The organism is Kosakonia sp. MH5, from assembly GCF_009935945.1.
In the GTDB taxonomy this organism is placed as follows: Bacteria; Pseudomonadota; Gammaproteobacteria; order Enterobacterales; family Enterobacteriaceae; genus Kosakonia; species Kosakonia radicincitans.
In genome coordinates this window covers 219,183-237,241 of the sequence record NZ_QODH01000004.1, presented here as the reverse complement: position 1 = coordinate 237,241, position 18,059 = coordinate 219,183, and the positions used below count along the sequence as shown (strand labels likewise).

General features: G+C 56.2%; 11 protein-coding genes. 10 read left to right on the top strand and 1 reads right to left on the bottom strand.

Going from position 1 to position 18,059, the window contains the following annotated elements:
* Nucleotides 1-72 precede the first annotated feature (72 nt).
* The 9 genes from bcsR to DK872_RS13320 all read left to right on the top strand — a co-directional run bounded on the left by bcsR (nucleotide 73) and on the right by DK872_RS13320 (nucleotide 16,024).
* Nucleotides 73-261, top strand: coding sequence for a cellulose biosynthesis protein BcsR (gene bcsR / locus DK872_RS13360; RefSeq protein ID WP_007369584.1), 189 nt, complete (start codon nucleotides 73-75; stop codon nucleotides 259-261).
* Nucleotides 262-272: 11 nt separating this feature from the next.
* Nucleotides 273-1,031: a cellulose biosynthesis protein BcsQ gene (gene bcsQ / locus DK872_RS13355; RefSeq protein ID WP_007369585.1), complete on the top strand. Its 759-nt coding sequence runs from the start codon at nucleotides 273-275 to the stop codon at nucleotides 1,029-1,031.
* Nucleotides 1,028-3,631: a UDP-forming cellulose synthase catalytic subunit gene (gene bcsA / locus DK872_RS13350; RefSeq protein ID WP_007369586.1), complete on the top strand. Its 2,604-nt coding sequence runs from the start codon at nucleotides 1,028-1,030 to the stop codon at nucleotides 3,629-3,631. The genes bcsQ and bcsA overlap by 4 nt, the downstream gene beginning before the upstream one ends.
* Before the next feature lie 25 nt (nucleotides 3,632-3,656).
* A complete protein-coding gene (gene bcsB / locus DK872_RS13345) occupies nucleotides 3,657-6,047 on the top strand; it encodes a cellulose biosynthesis cyclic di-GMP-binding regulatory protein BcsB (RefSeq protein WP_161518438.1) in 2,391 nt (796 codons plus the stop codon).
* Between the two features lie 6 nt (nucleotides 6,048-6,053).
* A complete protein-coding gene (gene bcsZ, locus DK872_RS13340) occupies nucleotides 6,054-7,160 on the top strand; it encodes a cellulose synthase complex periplasmic endoglucanase BcsZ (RefSeq protein ID WP_161518437.1) in 1,107 nt (368 codons plus the stop codon).
* On the top strand, nucleotides 7,142-10,639 hold the full coding sequence (bcsC, locus tag DK872_RS13335) for a cellulose synthase complex outer membrane protein BcsC (RefSeq protein WP_161518436.1): 3,498 nt from the start codon (nucleotides 7,142-7,144) through the stop codon (nucleotides 10,637-10,639). Before bcsZ ends, bcsC begins: the two co-directional genes overlap by 19 nt.
* A 223-nt stretch (nucleotides 10,640-10,862) precedes the next feature.
* Complete coding sequence (gene hmsP, locus DK872_RS13330) at nucleotides 10,863-12,869, top strand: biofilm formation regulator HmsP (protein ID WP_237656200.1); 2,007 nt, start codon at nucleotides 10,863-10,865, stop codon at nucleotides 12,867-12,869.
* A 157-nt stretch (nucleotides 12,870-13,026) separates the two neighbouring features.
* Complete coding sequence (locus DK872_RS13325) at nucleotides 13,027-14,313, top strand: dicarboxylate/amino acid:cation symporter (RefSeq protein WP_007369591.1); 1,287 nt, start codon at nucleotides 13,027-13,029, stop codon at nucleotides 14,311-14,313.
* 217 nt (nucleotides 14,314-14,530) lie between these two features.
* Complete coding sequence (locus tag DK872_RS13320; protein WP_007369592.1) at nucleotides 14,531-16,024, top strand: pitrilysin family protein; 1,494 nt, start codon at nucleotides 14,531-14,533, stop codon at nucleotides 16,022-16,024.
* Nucleotides 16,025-16,068: 44 nt separating this feature from the next.
* On the opposite strand, the gene DK872_RS13315 is transcribed toward DK872_RS13320, so the two are convergent.
* Entirely contained in the window at nucleotides 16,069-17,004 is a 936-nt protein-coding gene (locus DK872_RS13315; RefSeq protein ID WP_072439496.1) for a sugar kinase, read from the bottom strand.
* Nucleotides 17,005-17,236: 232 nt separating this feature from the next.
* On the opposite strand from DK872_RS13315, the gene pdeH reads away from it, so the two are divergent.
* Nucleotides 17,237-18,007: a cyclic-guanylate-specific phosphodiesterase gene (gene pdeH / locus DK872_RS13310; RefSeq protein ID WP_161518435.1), complete on the top strand. Its 771-nt coding sequence runs from the start codon at nucleotides 17,237-17,239 to the stop codon at nucleotides 18,005-18,007.
* Nucleotides 18,008-18,059: the final 52 nt, after the last annotated feature.

The following is an 18,059-nucleotide window of genomic DNA, read 5'->3' as shown; positions in this document are numbered from 1 at the left end:
ATGAATTTTGTCGGGCATGATGCCTTGCTACAATCAGTGCATGTGTTTTCTATTCAAAGGGATCGGGCCAGAATGCATAACAATGAACCAAAAACGCAAACAGACCCAACTCTGGGTTATACATTCCAGAATGATTTTTTGGCGCTGAGCAAGGCTTTTTCTCTACCCGAAATAGATTACGCCGATATTTCCCAGCGTGAACAGTTGGCTGCGGCTATTAAGCGCTGGCCGTTGCTGGCTGAATTATCCCGTCAACAATAAGGCAACAGTAGATGGCCATTTTGGGATTACAGGGGATCCGCGGCGGTGTGGGTACAACATCGATTACAGCGGCTCTGGCCTGGTCATTGCAATTATTAGGCGAATCGGTGCTGGTTATTGATGCCAGCCCTGACAATCTGCTGCGCCTTTCATTTAATGTCGATTTTGCCAGCCGTGGCGGCTGGGCGCGCTCCGTGCTTGATGGTCAGGACTGGCGCGATGCCGGTTTGCGCTACACTTCGCAGCTTGATGTATTGCCGTTCGGCCAACTCACGACGAACGAGTGGGATGTTATTCATCAGCATGACGCGTTAAACCAACTTGCTGCTCTTTTACAGGCGTTAAAAACGCAGCAACAGTATCACTGGGTGCTCATCGATCTGCCGCACGGTTTTTCACCGTTGACGCGGCAATTCGTCGCCGCGTGCGATCATGTTTTCACCATTATCAAACCCGATATCAATTGCCATATTCGCCTGCATCAGCAGCCGCTGCCTGCGGGGTCGCATATTCTGATTAACGACCTGCGGATCGGTAGCCAGTTGCAGGACGATTTGTGGCAGGTCTGGTTGCAAAGCCAGACGCGCATCCTGCCGACCACTATCCATCGTGATGAAGCGCTGGCGGAGTGTCTGGCATCGAAACAACCGCTGGGGGAATACCGCAGCGACTCGCTGGCCGCAGAAGAGATGGTGACGCTGGCGAACTGGTGCCTGCTACATTGCGCAAAGCCGCGCGAAGGTGGTGAGCGAGAGGGGAGCCGGCCATGAGCGGTCCCGCCAGCTGGTTGTTGATTCCGCCGGTCAGCGCACGCTTACGCGCGCGCTATCAGCACTATCGCCAGCATGGCGCCTCGTGGTTCAGCGCAGCTTCTGGCTGCTTCTGGGTGATCCTCGCCTGGCTGTTTATCCCGCTTGAACATCCGCGCTGGCAGCAGTTACGGGCACAACAGCAGCACTGGTTTCCGCATATCGATCCTGACCGGCCGCGCCCGCTTGATCCGGCGCGCTACCTGCTGCAAAGCCTCTGGCTGCTGGTGACATTACCCTGGGGACCGCCGAAATCGGCGCGGCGCCAGCGTTTTGCCCGTATCCGCGCATTGCGTGGACGCTGGTATCACTGGCTTGATACCTTGCCGGAACGCGTGACGCATCGTACGGGTCATCTCGATCACAAAAAAGAGCTTAGCCATATCAGCCCGCACCTGCGGCGCTTTATTTTAGGCGTCATTGTGGTGTTTTCGCTGATCCTCGCCCTGCTGTGCATTACGCAGCCGTTTAACCCGCTGGCGCAGTTTGTTTTCCTGGTGTTGCTGTGGGGTGTTGCACTGCTGGTGCGCCGTATTCCGGGACGCTTTTCAGCGCTGATGCTGATTGTGCTGTCGCTGACTGTCTCTTGTCGCTATATCTGGTGGCGCTATACCTCAACCCTCAACTGGGACGATCCGGTCAGCCTGGTGTGCGGCCTGGTGCTGCTGTTTGCCGAAACTTACGCCTGGATAGTGCTGGTGCTGGGCTATTTCCAGGTCGCCTGGCCGCTGAACCGCCAGCCGGTGCCGCTGCCGAAAGATATGTCGTTGTGGCCGTCGGTAGATATTTTCGTGCCGACCTATAACGAAGATCTCAGTGTGGTGAAAAACACCATTTACGCGTCGCTCGGTATCGACTGGCCGAAAGACAAACTTAAAATCTGGATCCTCGATGATGGCGGCCGCGAAGAGTTTCGCCAGTTCGCCAGCATGGTGGGCGTGGAGTATATCGCCCGCACGACGCATGAACATGCGAAAGCCGGGAACATCAATAACGCGCTGAAATATGCGAAGGGCGAGTTTGTCTCGATTTTCGACTGCGACCACGTTCCGACGCGCTCTTTCCTGCAAATGACTATGGGCTGGTTCCTGAAAGAGAAAAAGCTGGCGATGATGCAGACGCCGCACCACTTCTTCTCGCCGGATCCGTTTGAACGTAACCTCGGACGCTTTCGTAAAACGCCTAACGAAGGCACGCTGTTCTATGGTCTGGTGCAGGACGGCAACGACATGTGGGATGCCACTTTCTTCTGCGGCTCCTGCGCGGTTATTCGTCGTGGGCCGCTGGATCAGATTGGCGGGATTGCGGTGGAAACCGTCACTGAAGATGCACATACCTCACTGCGTTTACACCGCCTTGGGCATACCTCTGCGTATATGCGTATTCCGCAGGCGGCAGGGCTGGCGACCGAGAGCCTTTCGGCGCACATTGGTCAGCGTATTCGCTGGGCGCGCGGCATGGTGCAGATTTTCCGCCTCGATAACCCACTGTTTGGTAAAGGGCTGAAACTGCCGCAGCGGCTGTGTTACGTCAACGCCATGTTCCACTTCTTATCGGGCATCCCGCGGCTGATCTTTCTGACTGCGCCACTGGCGTTTCTGCTGTTGCATGCCTACATCATTTACGCCCCGGCGCTGATGATCGCCCTGTTCGTGCTGCCGCATATGATTCACGCCAGCCTGACGAACTCGAAGATTCAGGGGAAATATCGCCACTCTTTCTGGAGCGAGATCTACGAAACGGTGCTGGCATGGTATATCGCGCCGCCTACGCTGGTGGCGTTGTTCAACCCACACAAAGGCAAATTTAACGTCACCGCCAAAGGCGGGCTGGTGGAAGAGGAGTACGTGGACTGGGTGATCTCCCGTCCTTACATCTTCCTGGTACTGCTTAACCTGGTAGGTGTGCTGGTGGGGATCTGGCGCTATTTCTACGGCCCGGAGAACGAAGTGCTCACCGTGTTCGTCAGTATGGCCTGGGTGTTCTACAACATGGTTATTCTTGGCGGTGCGGTGGCGGTATCGGTCGAAAGCAAACAGGTGCGACGCGCGCACCGTGTCGAAATCTCCATGCCAGCGGCCATTGCCCGCGAAGATGGTCATCTCTTCTCCTGTACCGTCCATGACTTCTCCGACGGCGGTCTGGGCATCAAGATTAATGGCCAGGCGCAGGTGCTGGAAGGGCAGAAAGTGAACCTGCTGCTGAAGCGTGGTCAGCAAGAGTATGCGTTTCCGACTACGGTAGCGCGTGTCATTGGCAATGAGGTCGGTCTGCAACTGATGCCGCTCACCACCAAACAACATATCGATTTTGTGCAGTGTACCTTTGCCCGTGCAGACACATGGGCGCTGTGGCAGGACAGCTTCCCGGAAGATAAACCTCTGGAAAGTCTGTTTGATATTTTAAAACTGGGTTTCCGCGGCTATCGCCATCTCGCGGAATTTGCTCCGCCGTCCGTCAAAGTGATTTTCCGCTCATTCACCGATCTGGTGGCCTGGGTGGTGTCATTTATTCCGCGTCGCCCGGCACGGAATATGGCCGTGCAGCAACCAACGACGTGACTGGCTCAACAATGATGAAAACGCGATGAAAAGAAAACTTTCCTGGATTTGTGCTGTGGCGGTAGGGGTAAGCGCCCTGACTCCGATGATGACTTCTGCCGCGCCCTCGCTTCCGGCGCCTAATGTCCCGGCTGTCGCACCGGCTACGGATCCGGTTGCAACGCCTGCACCGCAGCAAGCTGAATCGCTAACGCCAACAACGCCGACCGCAGGAAATGTTGTGGGCCAGGTGATGCCGGGCCTGCCAGGCGCTAATGCGCCAGTGGTGGCGACAGATTCGCCATCCCGCGACGTCAAACTCACCTTCGCGCAGATCGCACCGCCGCCGGGCAGCATGGTGTTGCGCGGCATTAACCCGGACGGTGGCGTTGAGTTTGGCGTTCGTAGCGACGAAGTGGTGTCAAAAGCGGTATTGAACCTTGAGTACACGCCATCGCCATCGCTGTTGCCGGTACAATCCCAGTTAAAGGTTTATCTGAATGATGAGTTGATGGGCGTTTTGCCGGTCACCAAAGAGCAGCTCGGTAAGAAAACGCTGGCGCAGGTGCCGATCAACCCGCTGTTTATTAGCGATTTCAACCGCGTGCGGCTGGAGTTTGTCGGCCACTATCGTGATGTTTGTGAAAATCCGGCCAGCAGCACGCTGTGGCTGGATATCGGTCGCAGCAGTTCGCTGGAGATGACCTACCAAAGTCTGCCGCTGAAAAACGATCTCTCCCACTTCCCGGTACCGTTCTTCGACCCGCGTGATAACCGGGCGTTAACTCTGCCGATGGTCTTTGCCGGTGCGCCGGACATCGCGCAGCAGCAGGCTGCGGCGATCATCGCTTCGTGGTTCGGTTCACGTGCCGGCTGGCGCGGCCAGACTTTCCCGGTCTCTTACAACAGTCTGCCGGATCGTAATGCTATTGTTTTCGCCACTAACGATAAACGCCCGGATTTCCTGCGTGATGCGCCTGCGGTGAAAGGGCCGACCATCAGCATGATCAACCATCCGGATAACCCGTATGTGAAGTTGCTGATCGTGATGGGGCGTGACGATAAAGATCTGTTGCAGGCGGCAAAAGGTATCGCTCAGGGGAACGTGCTGTTCCGTGGCGATAGCGTCACGGTGGATGACGTGAAACCGCTGCTGGCTCGCCAGCCGTATGACGCGCCGAACTGGGTGCGTACTGACCGCCCGGTGACCTTCGGCGAGCTGAAAACCTATGAGGAACAGTTGCAGTCCACCGGGCTGGAGCCGTCGTCCATCAACGTGTCGCTGAACTTGCCGCCGGACCTCTATCTGCTGCGCAGCACCGGTATCGATATGAATCTCAACTATCGTTATACCGCGCCGTTGACCAAAGATAGCTCGCGCATGGATATCAGCCTGAATAACCAGTTCCTGCAATATTTCAACCTGACCAGCAACCAGGACACGAACCGTCTGTTGCTGCGCCTGCCGGTACTGCAAGGTCTGCTGGACAGCAAAACGGATGTGTCGATTCCGGCGCTGAAACTGGGGGCGGTCAACCAGTTGCGCTTCGACTTCCAGTATATGAATCCCATGCCGGGCGGCAGCATCGATAACTGTGTGACGTTCCAGCAAGTACCGAACCGCGTGGTGATTGGCGACGACTCAACTATCGATTTCTCGAAGTATTACCACTTTATCGCCATGCCGGATCTGCGTGCCTTTGCTAATGCAGGCTTCCCGTTTAGCCGGATGGCGGATCTGTCGCAAACCCTCATTGTCACTCCGGTGCAGCCGACGACAGCACAGGTTGGTACGCTGCTGGATACGCTTGGCACCATCGGCGCGCAAACCGGCTTCCCGGCCATTAATATGCAACTGACCAGCGATGCCAGCCAGCTGCAGGGCAAAGATGCCGACATCATGATCATCGGCTCGATTCCGCAACCGTTGAAGAATGACGAGAAGATCGACCTGCTGGTGAATGCGACGCAAAGCTGGGTGAAAACGCCGCTGCGCCAGTCGCCATTCATGGCGAGTGAAACGGATGCCGCCGACCGCAAAGCCGATACGAAAACGGCAGTCAGTTCCGATGGCCCAATGGCGGCAGTGATTAGCTTCCAGTCGCCATTTAACGATCAGCGCAGCATTGTGGCGTTGCTGGCGGACAGCCCGCGCGGCTACGAACTGCTGAACAATGCCATGAACGACAGCGGTAAACGCGCGGCGATTTTTGGTTCAGTGACGGTGATCCGTGAATCCGGTGTTAACGGTCTGCGCGTGGGCGATGTTTACTATGTCGGTCACTTGCCGTGGTTTGAGCGTATCTGGTATGCGCTGGCGAACCACCCGGTACTGCTGGCCATTCTGGCTGCGGTCAGCGTTGTATTGCTGGCATGGGTACTGTGGCGCTTGCTGCGGATTATCAGCCGCCGCCGCCTTGATTCGGACCATGAGTAATCAGTAATGAAGGCGCTACGTTGGGTGGTGATGATGGCGCTGATGCTGGCGGCGGTGAGTACGCGCGCCGCCTGCACCTGGCCTGCCTGGGAGCATTTTAAACAGGCCTATATCAGCGATAGCGGACGGGTGGTGGACCCAAGCGATGCGCGCAAAATCACCACATCGGAAGGGCAAAGCTATGCGATGTTCTTCGCGCTGGCCGCCAACGATCGCAAGGCATTCGATAACTTGCTGCAATGGACGCAAAACAACCTGGCGCAAGGCTCGCTCAGCGACCATCTTCCTGCCTGGCTGTGGGGGAAAAAAGACGAAGAGAGCTGGACGGTGCTGGATACCAACTCGGCTTCCGATGCCGATCTCTGGATCGCCTGGTCACTGCTGGAAGCCGGGCGCTTGTGGAAAAACGATGCTTACACCCGCCTGGGGAAATCGCTGTTAGACCGCATCGCCAAAGAAGAGGTGGTGAAGGTGCCAGGGCCTGGATTGATGCTGCTGCCGGGAAAAATCGGCTTTGCCGATGACAGCGCATGGCGTTTTAACCCCAGCTATTTGCCGCCGCAACTGGCGAGCTATTTCACCCGTTTCGGCGCGCCCTGGACAACGCTGCGCGAAACCAATCTGCGGCTGTTGCTGGAGACCGCGCCAAAAGGCTTTTCGCCGGACTGGGTGCGGTATCAAAAGGGGCAGGGCTGGCAACTTAAAAGCGAAAAGACGCTGATCGGAAGCTACGATGCGATTCGCGTCTATTTGTGGGCTGGCATGCTGAATGACAACGACACGCAGAAAGCGCGGTTGCTGGCGAAGTTTAAACCGATGGCGACGGTCACAAAGAAAAATAACGTGCCCCCGGAAAAAGTGGATATAGCGACCGGCAAGATCCAGGGTAACGGGCCGGTCGGTTTTGCCGCGGCACTGTTGCCATTTTTACAGGATCGTGATGCCCAGGCCCGGCAGCGGCAGAACGTCGCAGACCATTTTCCCGGTGACGATGCCTACTACAGCTATGTTCTCACCCTGTTTGGACAAGGGTGGGATGAGCACCGTTTTCGTTTCACCCCTCGTGGTGAGTTACAACCTGACTGGGGCCAGGAATGCGTAAGTTCACAGTAAGTCTTCTCTGTTTCTCACTTGGCCTCGCGCTGGCGCCAGCCGCGCGCGCGGCGGATACCGCCGCGCAGCAACAGTTGCTGGATCAGGTGCGCCTGGGGGAAACAACCAAACGCGAAGATTTAGTTCGTCAGTCGCTCTATCGCCTTGAACTGATCGATCCGAACAACCCGGAGGTGATTGCCGCCCGTTTCCGCTATTTGCTGCGCCAGGGCGACAATGCCGGCGCGCAGCAGCAGCTCGATCGGATGAAGCAACTGGCACCGGAATCCGCGGCTTACCAGTCCTCTCTGCTTGCGATGTCGCTCTCCACGGCGGAGGGGCGTCAGGCGTTGCAGCAGGCGCGTTTGCAGGCCACCACCGGGCATACGCAGGAGGCAATTGCCGCCTACGATGCGCTGTTTAAAGGTCATACGCCGGATGGCGATTTGGCGGTCGAGTACTGGGTACTGGTGTCGAAAGTCCCGGCGCGCCGTGCGGAAGCCGTGAATCAGTTGAAACGGCTGAACGCCCGTTATCCCGGCAACGATCAGTTGCAAAACTCGCTGGCGCAGCTGCTGTTTGCCGATGGTCATGACGTGGAAGGCTATGCTGTGCTGGAGCAGATGGCGAAATCGAGCAATGGACGCAATGCTGCCGCCACACTCTGGTATCAGCAACTTCAGAACATGCCGGTCAGTGATGCCAGCGTGAAAGCGTTGCAGCATTTTCTGACGATCTTCAGTACGGGCGATGCCGTTGACAGCGCCCGTACGCTGCTGGCTACGCAGCAAAAACAGATGGCCGATCCGGCGTTTCGCGCTCGCGCCACGGGTCTTGCGGCAGTGGATGCCGGTAAAGGTGCGCAGGCGGTGGGGGAATTGCAGCAAGCGGTTAACGCTAACCATAACGACAGTGAAGCCGTGGGCGCGCTGGGGCAGGCGTATTCCCAGCGGGGCGATCGCGCCCGTGCGGTCACGCAGTTTGAGAAAGCCATCGCCATGGATCCAACGAGCGGCAGCCGCAGCAAATGGGAAAGTTTGCTGAAAGTGAACCGCTACTGGCTGCTGATCCAGCAGGGTGATGCGGCGCTGAAAGCCAATAATCCGGCGCAGGCCGAGCGGCTTTACCAGCAAGCACGCAGCATTGATAACACCGACAGCTATGCGGTGCTGGGCCTCGGCGATGCGGCGGTGGCACGCAAGGATAACGCGGCGGCAGAGGGTTTCTATCGTCAGGCATTGCGCATGGACAGCGGCAACAGCAATGCGGTGCGCGGCCTGGCGAACATTTACCGCGCCCAGTCGCCGGAAAAAGCAGAACGCTTTATTCAGTCGCTCTCTGCCAGCCAGCGGCGCAGCATTGACGATATTGAACGCGGCATGACCAACGATCGTTTGTCGCAGCAGGCCGAAGCGCTGGAAAACCAGGGGCAATGGGCGCAGGCAGCGGAGTTGCAACGTAAACGGCTGGCACTCTCGCCCGGCGACGTCTGGATAACTTATCGACTGGCCAGTGATTTACGCCAGTCCGGAAGGCGTGGCGAAGCCGATTCGCTGATGAGCCAGCTGGCTGTGCAAAAGCCGGACGATCCGGAGCAGGTCTTTGCCTACGGGCTCTATCTGTCGGGCAATAATCAGGAATTGGCGGCGCTGAACCATCTCAACGGGCTGCCGAAAGCAAAATGGAACAGCAATATTCAGGAGCTGGCCGACCGGCTGCAAGCTAACCAGTTACTGGAGAAGGCGAACAGGTTACGGGACAACGGCGACGAAGTGCAGGCGATTGCCTTCTTAAACCAGCAACCCGCTTCCACTCGTATTGATTCAACACTGGCTGACTGGGCGCAGCAGCGCGGTGACTTCAGCGCGGCGCGGCAATATTACCAGCGCGTACTTGACCGTGAACCGGCCAATGAGGACGCATTACTTGGCCTTGCGGAAGTGTATACCGCAGAAGGCAATAAGATGGCGGCGCGCGATCAACTGGCAAAACTGCCTGCGCCGACAGCGGCGCAGCCGCGTTCCATCAATACCCAGCGGCGGATTGCGCTGATGCAGGCGTCGCTTGGTGATAGCGCCAGCGCGCAGCAGGCTTTCAGTGCGCTTGTACCGCAGGCTAAATCCCGGCCGCCATCCATGGAGAATGCGCTGGTACTGCGCGATGCCGCTCGTTTCGAAGCGCAAAATGGCGAACCGCAGCAGGCGCTGGAAATCTGGAAAGATGCGATGGTCGCCTCCGGTATTACCACTACGCGCCCGGCGGATAACGACAGCTTTACCCAACTGACGCGCAACGATGAAAAAGATGACTGGCTGAAGCGCGGCGTGCGCAGCGATGCGGCGGATCTTTACCGCCAGCAAGATGTTAACGCCACCCTGCAACATGACTACTGGGGTTCCAGCGGTACGGGCGGTTATTCTGACCTGAAAGCGCACACCACCATGTTGCAGGTTGATGCGCCGCTATCGGACGGGCGCATGTTTTTCCGTACCGACGTCGTCAATATGGATGCCGGGAGTTTTGCCACAACCAATGGCACTTACGATCCAACATGGGGGACATGTTCCGCTACACCGTGTAGCGGCAGCACCAGCCAGACCGCGAACGGCGCGAGCGTTGCCGTCGGTTGGCAAAACCGTACCTGGGCGGCGGATATCGGCACCACGCCGATGGGATTTGATGTGGTCGATGTGGTCGGCGGCGTGAGTTACAGCAGCGATCTCGGCCCCATTGGTTATACCGTTAACGCGCACCGGCGTCCGATCTCCAGCTCACTGCTGGCCTTTGCCGGGCAGAAAGACCCGAATACCGGCACCACCTGGGGCGGCGTACGCGCGACCGGCGGCGGGGTCAGCATCAGTTACGATAAAGGTGAAGCTAACGGCGTCTGGTCGAGCCTGAACGCCGACACTCTCACCGGTAAAAACGTCGAAGATAACTGGCGCGTTCGCTGGATGACCGGTTACTACTACAAGCTGATCAACAAAAACAACGAGCGGTTGACCATTGGCGTCAACAATATGTTGTGGCACTACGATAAAGATCTGAGCGGTTATTCGTTCGGCCAGGGCGGTTACTACAGTCCGCAGCAATACCTCTCCTTTGCTTTGCCGGTCAACTGGCGCAAACGCACGGAAAACTGGTCGTGGGAGCTGGGTGGTTCGGTCTCGTGGTCGCACTCGAAGACCGATTCGATTCTGCGCTATCCGTTGCAGAACCTGATCCCGGATAACCAGTTCTTCCCGGACGGTACGGCAATGTATGCGGATAAAGATAATTTAGGCGCGGGCAGCAGTTCGAATGGTTTCGGTTATACCGCAAGGTTGCTGGTGGAGCGGCGCGTCACGTCGCACTGGTCAATTGGTGCTGGCATCGATATTCAGCAGGCGAAGGATTACACTCCAAGCCACGGCATTCTGTTCGTGCGGTATTCAATGGCGGGCTGGCAGGGCGATATGGATATGCCTCCGCAGCCGTTGACGCCGTACGCTGACTGGTAATACAAGAACATTCCTGGCGGGATACGCGGTAAAGACAGGCTGTCGATACCGCGCTTAACCGCCAGATATTCAAACTGTTATCTTCCTTTTCTGCCGTTGTTTCGCCCGCGAAAACGATCTATCAGCCCGTTTATCTAACCGCATTGCGATCGAGTATACTCTGGCGTCAGAGTTTACTGTGTTAGCTCTGAACTCATGGCTTTGTGTCTCTGGAGAAGTAATTTTGCGTGTCAGCCGTTCTTTAACCATTAAACAGATGGCCATGGTTGCCTGTGTTTCCATGGTGTTTGTTTTTATTTTCTGCGTTATTTTGCTGTTTCACTTCTTACAGCAGAATCGCTATAACACGGCTACGCAACTGGAAAGCATTGCCCGCTCTGTGCGTGAACCGCTCTCGGCGGCCATTTTGAAAGCCGATATCCCCGAAGCGGAAACCATCCTGAAACAGATTAAACCGGCGGGCGTGGTCAGCCGGGCGGATGTGGTGTTGCCGAATCAATTTCAGGCGCTGCGCGTACGCTTTATTGCGGAACATCCGGTGCCGATCACCATCACCCGCTTTTTCGAATTACCGATCCAGATTACGCTGCCGATTTACTCGCTTGAGCGTCCGGCGAACCCGCAGCCGCTGGCGTATCTGGTGTTGCAGGCGGATTCCTGGCGCACCTACAAATTTATCCTCAGCACGCTCTCTATGTTAGTAACGACTTACTTACTTTTGTCGCTGATGATTACGGTGGCGATTACCTGGTGCATTAACCGGCTGATCGTCCATCCGCTGCGCAAACTCTCTGCCGAACTGAACGCGTTGTCCGCGCAGGAAAGCATTGGTCACCAGTTAACGCTGCCCGGCCACCACTTTGATGATGAAATCGGCGTTCTGGTGCGCAACTACAACCGCAACCAGCAGATGCTGCTGCGCCAGCTTGAAGAGATGAATATCCAGTCTACCCGCTTCCCGGTTTCGGAGCTGCCCAACAAGGCGTTCCTGATGGCGATGCTGGAGCAAACCGTGGCCCGGCAAAAGCCGACGGCGCTGATGATTGTCTCCTGCGAAACGCTGCGCGACACCGCCGGTGTGTTGCAGGAATCCCAACGTGAAGCACTGCTGGTCACGCTGGTTGAGAAGCTGAAATCGGTGCTTTCTCCACACATGATGCTGGCGCAGGTCAGCGGTTATGACTTTGCCATTATTGCCAACGGCGTTCAGGAACCGTGGCATGCGATGACGTTAGGTAAGCAAGCACTCACTGTCATTAATGAACGTGTTCCACTGAACGGTATTCAATTGCGGCCTAACGCCAATATCGGCGTGGCAATGTTTTATGGCGATCTGAGCGCCGGGCAGATTTACCATCGCGCCATGTCCGCGGTGACCAGCGCACAGCGTAAAGGGAAAAACCAGATCCAGTTCTTCGATCCTGAGCAGATGGAGCTGGCGCAGCAGCGGTTAACGCAGGAGAGCGATATCCTCACCGCCCTCGATCAGGGAGAATTTGCGCTCTGGCTTCAGCCGCAGGTGGCGATCGACAGCGGTGAACTGGTTAGCGCGGAAGCGTTGCTGCGGGTTCGCCAGCCTGATGGGAGCTGGGATTTACCGCAGGGGTTGATTGAACGCATTGAATCCTGCGGCCTGATGGTGACCGTTGGTTACTGGGTGCTGGAAGAGTCCTGCCGTCTGCTGGCCGCCTGGCAGTCGCGCGGCATTATGTTGCCGCTGTCGGTCAATCTCTCGGCAATCCAACTGCTGCATCACGATATGGTACCGGACATGCTGGCGCTGTTGAATCGCTACCGAATCGCCCCGCAGACGATGATCCTTGAAGTGACGGAAAGTCGCCATATTGATGACCCGAAAGCCGCCGTGGAGATCCTGCGTCCGCTGCGTAATGCCGGGGTACGCATTGCGCTGGATGATTTCGGCATGGGCTATGCTGGTCTGAGTCAACTTCATCATATGAAATCACTACCGGTGGATATGCTGAAGATCGATAAAATGTTTGTTGAAGGTTTGCCGGAAGACGACAGCATGGTGTCGGCCATCATTCATCTGGCGCGTAGCCTGGAGCTGCACATTATCGCCGAAGGCGTAGAAACGCAGGCGCAGCGGGAGTGGCTGGCGGCGGCTGGCGTGGAAGTGGCGCAGGGCTTTTTATTTGATCGTGCAACGTCGGCGGATCAGTTTGAACATCGCTACCTTGCCGCTTCGGAAAGGGTTGAAAAATCCTAAATTGTTACGAGGTTGTGCGAGTCAGTTCAAACTTTTAACATTGTTGTTTCTGATTTGATGTAAGTTCATTTCTGTCATGTTTATCGGGTGTTATTTTTAAACCGCAGGCTTAATGAAAGCCCTAAAAAGCCTGAGGTTTTAATTTCAAGGACACCTTATGAAAACCTCCCTGTTTAAAAGTCTCTACTTTCAGGTTCTGACGGCAATCGCCATCGGTATTTTACTTGGCCACTTCTACCCTGACATCGGGGCGCAGATGAAACCTCTTGGTGACGGCTTCGTGAAGCTCATCAAGATGATCATCGCCCCCGTGATCTTCTGTACGGTTGTTACCGGTATTGCCGGTATGGAAAGCATGAAGGCTGTAGGTCGCACCGGTGCGGTTGCGCTTCTGTACTTTGAAGTCGTCAGTACGCTGGCGCTGATCATCGGCCTGATTATTGTTAACGTGGTGCAACCCGGCGCAGGAATGAACGTTGATCCGGCGACGCTGGATGCAAAAGCCGTGGCCGTTTATGCCGAGCAGGCAAAACAGCAGGGGATTATCGACTTCCTGCTGGATGTGATCCCGTCCAGCGTTATCGGTGCCTTCGCCAGCGGTAATATCCTGCAGGTGCTGCTGTTTGCCGTGCTGTTTGGTTTTGCGCTGCACCGTTTGGGCCACAAAGGCCAGCTGATTTTTAACGTTATTGAAAGCTTCTCGCAGGTTATTTTCGGCATCATCAATATGATCATGCGCCTGGCACCAATTGGCGCTTTCGGCGCGATGGCTTTCACCATCGGTAAATACGGCGTCGGTACGCTGGTGCAACTGGGGCAGCTCATTATCTGCTTCTACGTCACCTGTATCCTGTTCGTGGTGGTGGTGCTGGGGTCGATTGCCCGCGTGACCGGATTCAATATCTTTAAATTTATCCGCTACATCCGCGAAGAGCTGCTGATTGTGTTGGGCACTTCCTCGTCGGAGTCTGCGCTGCCGCGCATGCTGGAGAAGATGGAGCGGCTGGGCTGCCGTAAATCGGTGGTGGGGCTGGTGATCCCAACGGGTTACTCGTTCAACCTCGACGGAACCTCCATTTACCTGACGATGGCGGCGGTATTTATCGCGCAGGCCACCAACAGCCATATGGATATTGTCCACCAGATTACGCTGCTGGTGGTGTTGCTGCTCTCTTCCAAAGGCGCAGCAGGAGTGACGGGCAGCGGGTTTATCGTGCTGGCGGCGACGCTTTCTGCGGTCGGCCATCTGCCGGTGGCCGGGCTGGCGTTGATTCTGGGTATCGACCGTTTTATGTCCGAAGCGCGTGCGTTGACCAACCTGGTCGGTAACGGTGTGGCGACGATCGTGGTGGCTAAATGGGTAAAAGAGCTCGATCAAAAACAGCTTGTCGATACGCTGGATAATCGTACAAGCACCGCGAAAACGCGCGAAATCTCCTCGTAATTTCAGCACTTAAGCCAGCAGCCCTTGTCGGACTGCTGGCTCCTGCGCATAATTGACCCCTGTCTCCGTTACCATTCATGATGAGTTTTCGGGAAAATTCGCTTCGTGTTGTGACGTTTTGCGTTTCCTGCGGTCTAAAAGCGAAGTGTTTTTATCTCTCTTTAGCCTCCTTCTGGCGGGCATACTTTTTAACCAGGAATGTTGATTAGGGGTTCACATGCAGGGCACAAAAATTCGACTGTTAACGGGCGGTTTGCTGATGCTGGCAGCTGTCGGTTATGTGCAGGCAGATGCGCTCCAGCCCGACCCGGCCTGGCAACAGGGGACACTGGCGAACGGTTTTCAGTGGCAGGTATTGGCCACGCCGCAGCGTCCCAGCGATCGCATTGAAATTCGCCTGTCTATTGATACCGGTTCGCTCGCCGAAAGCACGCAGCAGAGCGGCTACACCCATTTTATTCCCCGCGTCGCACTGACCCACAGCGGTAGTCTTGAACCGGCGCAGGTTCGTTCGCTGTGGCAACAAGGGATCGACCCTAAACGCCCGCTGCCGCCGGCGCTGGTCTCCTATGAATACACGCAGTACAACCTGAGCCTGCCGAATAACCGCACGGACCTGCTGAAAGAAGCGCTGGTCTATCTGGCGGATGCGACGGGCAAACTCACCATTACGCCTGCCACCATCAGTCACGCGCTCGCCAGTAACGATATGGTGGCAACCTGGCCTGCGGATACCAAAGATAGCTGGTGGCGCTACCGTCTGAAGGGTTCGTCGCTGCTGGGACACGATCCCGCCGAAACGCTGAAAGAGCCGATTGATGCGGCACAGCTGAAAGCGTACTACGAAAAATGGTACACGCCGGACGCGATGACGCTGGTAGTGGTCGGCAATGTGGACAGCCGCGCGGTGGCCGAGCAAATTAGCAAAACCTTCGGCGAGCTGAAAGGTAAACGCCAGACGCCAACGCCGGTGGCCACACTTTCTCCGCTGCCGCGCCAGGCGGTCAGCCTGATGAGCGAGTCGGTGACCCAGGATCGATTGTCGATTATGTGGGATTCCGCCTGGCAGCCAATCCGCGAATCCGCAGCGCTGGAACGCTACTGGCGTGCAGATTTGGCGCGCGAAGCGCTGTTCTGGCATATCCAGCAGAACCTGACGAAAAATAACGCCAAAGAGATCGGCCTGGGCTTTGATTGCCGCGTGCTGTTCCAGCGCGCGCAGTGCGCCATTAATGTCGATACGCCAAACGACAAGCTCAGCGCCAATGTCGGTGTGATCGCGCGTGAACTGGCGAAAGTCCGTGAAAAAGGTCTGCCGGAAGAGGAGTTTAAGGCGCTGATTGCGCAGAAAAACCTTGAACTGCAAAAGCTTTTCGCGACCTACGCCCGCGCCGATACCGATATTTTGATCGGCCAGCGGCTGCGATCGTGGCAGAACCAGGTGGTGGATATCGCGCCGGAGCAGTACCAAAAGCTGCGTCAGAGCTTCTTAAATGGCCTTACGCCGGAGATGCTGAATCAGGATCTGCATCAGCAGTTGTCGCAGGATATGGCGTTGATTCTGATGCAGCCGAAAGGCGAGCCGGAATACAACATGAAAGAGTTGCAGGCAACGTGGGATGACGTGATGCGCCCGGCGGGTTCCGCAGCAGCGCCTGCAGCGGGTGACGACGGGCATACCGATGTGTCGGATATCCCGCCGCAGCAGTAATGTGTGCCCTCTCTCTTCCGCAAGGTTGAGAGGGGGCAGAAGCTTTACTCTGACTTTGGCATTGCTTCGCGCGGAATAATCGCCCCGCGATACTGAATGACCGTACTGGCCGTTAAGTGACCACGTTTTGCCGCTGCCGTGGCATCGCCGCCGGTCAAGCGTACGGCCAGGTAGCCCGCGCTGAAGGAGTCACCTGCCGCCGTTGTATCGATCACTTTCTCTTTCGGCAGTTTCACGGCCGGCACTTCAACCAGCGCTTCACCGGCAATCGCCACCAGGCAAGAGTCTGCGCCGCGCTTAATCACCACTTCTTTTACGCCTGCGCGCTGCGTGCGTTCGATAACCTCTTCGACCGGTTTTTCGCCCCACAACAGATCTTCATCGTCCAGCGTCAGGAACGCGATGTCGGTGCAGGCCAGCATTTGCTGATAGACCTGGCGCGTCTCTTCTTTGCTGGCCCACAGGCGCGGACGGTAGTTGTTATCAAAGATGACTTTGCCGCCGTTGGCGCGGCAGGTTTGCATCAGAGACAGCAGCTTGTTGCGGCTGGCCGGGCTTAAAATCGCCAGGCTGATACCGCTCAGATAGAGATAGTCGAATGACGCCAGTTCTTCGCAGATTGCCGCAGACTGCTCGCTCTCCAGCCAGAATTTCGCCGCTGCTTCGTTGCGCCAGTAATAGAACGTGCGCTCGCCAGTGCTGTCGGTTTCGATGTAGTACAGGCCCGGCAGGCGGTTTTCCATGCGCTGCGTCAGACGGGTATCGACATCTTCGCTCTGCCAGGCGTCGAGCATCTGCTGGCTGAAATTGTCGGTGCCAAGTGCCGTAACGTAGTGCACAGAAAGCGCTGACGGATTGACCTGGCGGGCGATATAAACGGAGGTGTTAAGGGTATCGCCACCAAAGCCACGATTAACTTCTGCGCCTTTTTGTGACAATTCGATCATGCATTCGCCGATAACGGCAATTTTCCTGGACATAGTCGTGAACCTGGATCAGATAAATTAACAGTAGTGTGCGTTTTGCGTGAAGCGCGGTCAATCATATTAAAACAACGTTCCAGTATTTTTTTGAGCTAAACCCTGTTCTGCGCAGATTCCTGCATCCTGGTTTTTAATTTTGCCGAAAAGCAGGACATAAAGTTCTTAGTCGTAGCGCCGATAACCCATTGACGAGTTGTTCCAGCTCATCCCCATCGACAGGACACCAGACATGAAGTTAAAGCAGGTCATCCAGCGGCTAAACATTCCTGAAGCGAGCATTGAAAGCCTTGAGGAGCGTCGCTATTGGCTGCAATGCGAACGTGCTTATACTTATCAACCCATCTATAAAACCGATGGTCGTCTGATGGCTGTTGAAGTATTGACCATTGTGACGCATCCGTCACAGCCGGATCAGCGAATTGCCCCCGATTGTTATTTCAGCCAAATCCCCGTGCGCCTGCGCGTAGAAGTGGTACATGAGCAGGTCGAATTGCTGGCAGAACAGCGCACTTTCTTCGCTGATAACGATGTGCTGGCTTCGGTCAATGTCGATGGCCCGACGCTGCTGGCGATGCGCGAGAATACGCGACTGATGGCGCTGGTCGAGTCGCTGCCGTGGATCCGTTTTGAACTGGTGGAGCACATTCGTTTACCGCAGGATTCTACCTTTGCGTCGATCAGCGAAATTGGCCCGCTGTGGCTGGATGATTTCGGCACCGGAATGGCGAATTTCTCGGCGCTGAGCGAAGTGCGTTACGACTACATCAAAGTGGCGCGCGACCTGTTTATCATGCTGCGTAAAACTCCGGAAGGGCAAAACCTGTTCACCATGCTGTTGCAGTTGATGAACCGCTACTGTCAGGGCGTTATCGTTGAAGGGGTTGAAACCCTTGAAGAGTGGCGCGATGTGCAGGAGTCTCCGGCTTTTGCGGCGCAGGGCTATTTTCTGTCGCGTCCGGTTCCTCTGGCCCGACTTGAACATGTGATACTCGATTTGTAATTCCGCCCTTTCAGTGAGCCTAAACTATCTTTATGAGAGGTAAGGCTTAAGA

Coding starts and splice junctions, on each gene's coding strand:
- bcsZ (WP_161518437.1), top strand. CDS start 6,054: ATGAAGGCGCTACGTTGGGTGGTGATGATGGCGCTGATGCTGGCGGCG.
- DK872_RS13315 (WP_072439496.1), bottom strand. CDS start 17,004: ATGTCCAGGAAAATTGCCGTTATCGGCGAATGCATGATCGAATTGTCA.
- bcsA (WP_007369586.1), top strand. CDS start 1,028: ATGAGCGGTCCCGCCAGCTGGTTGTTGATTCCGCCGGTCAGCGCACGC.
- bcsR (WP_007369584.1), top strand. CDS start 73: ATGCATAACAATGAACCAAAAACGCAAACAGACCCAACTCTGGGTTAT.
- bcsB (WP_161518438.1), top strand. CDS start 3,657: ATGAAAAGAAAACTTTCCTGGATTTGTGCTGTGGCGGTAGGGGTAAGC.
- bcsQ (WP_007369585.1), top strand. CDS start 273: ATGGCCATTTTGGGATTACAGGGGATCCGCGGCGGTGTGGGTACAACA.
- DK872_RS13320 (WP_007369592.1), top strand. CDS start 14,531: ATGCAGGGCACAAAAATTCGACTGTTAACGGGCGGTTTGCTGATGCTG.
- bcsC (WP_161518436.1), top strand. CDS start 7,142: ATGCGTAAGTTCACAGTAAGTCTTCTCTGTTTCTCACTTGGCCTCGCG.
- DK872_RS13325 (WP_007369591.1), top strand. CDS start 13,027: ATGAAAACCTCCCTGTTTAAAAGTCTCTACTTTCAGGTTCTGACGGCA.
- pdeH (WP_161518435.1), top strand. CDS start 17,237: ATGAAGTTAAAGCAGGTCATCCAGCGGCTAAACATTCCTGAAGCGAGC.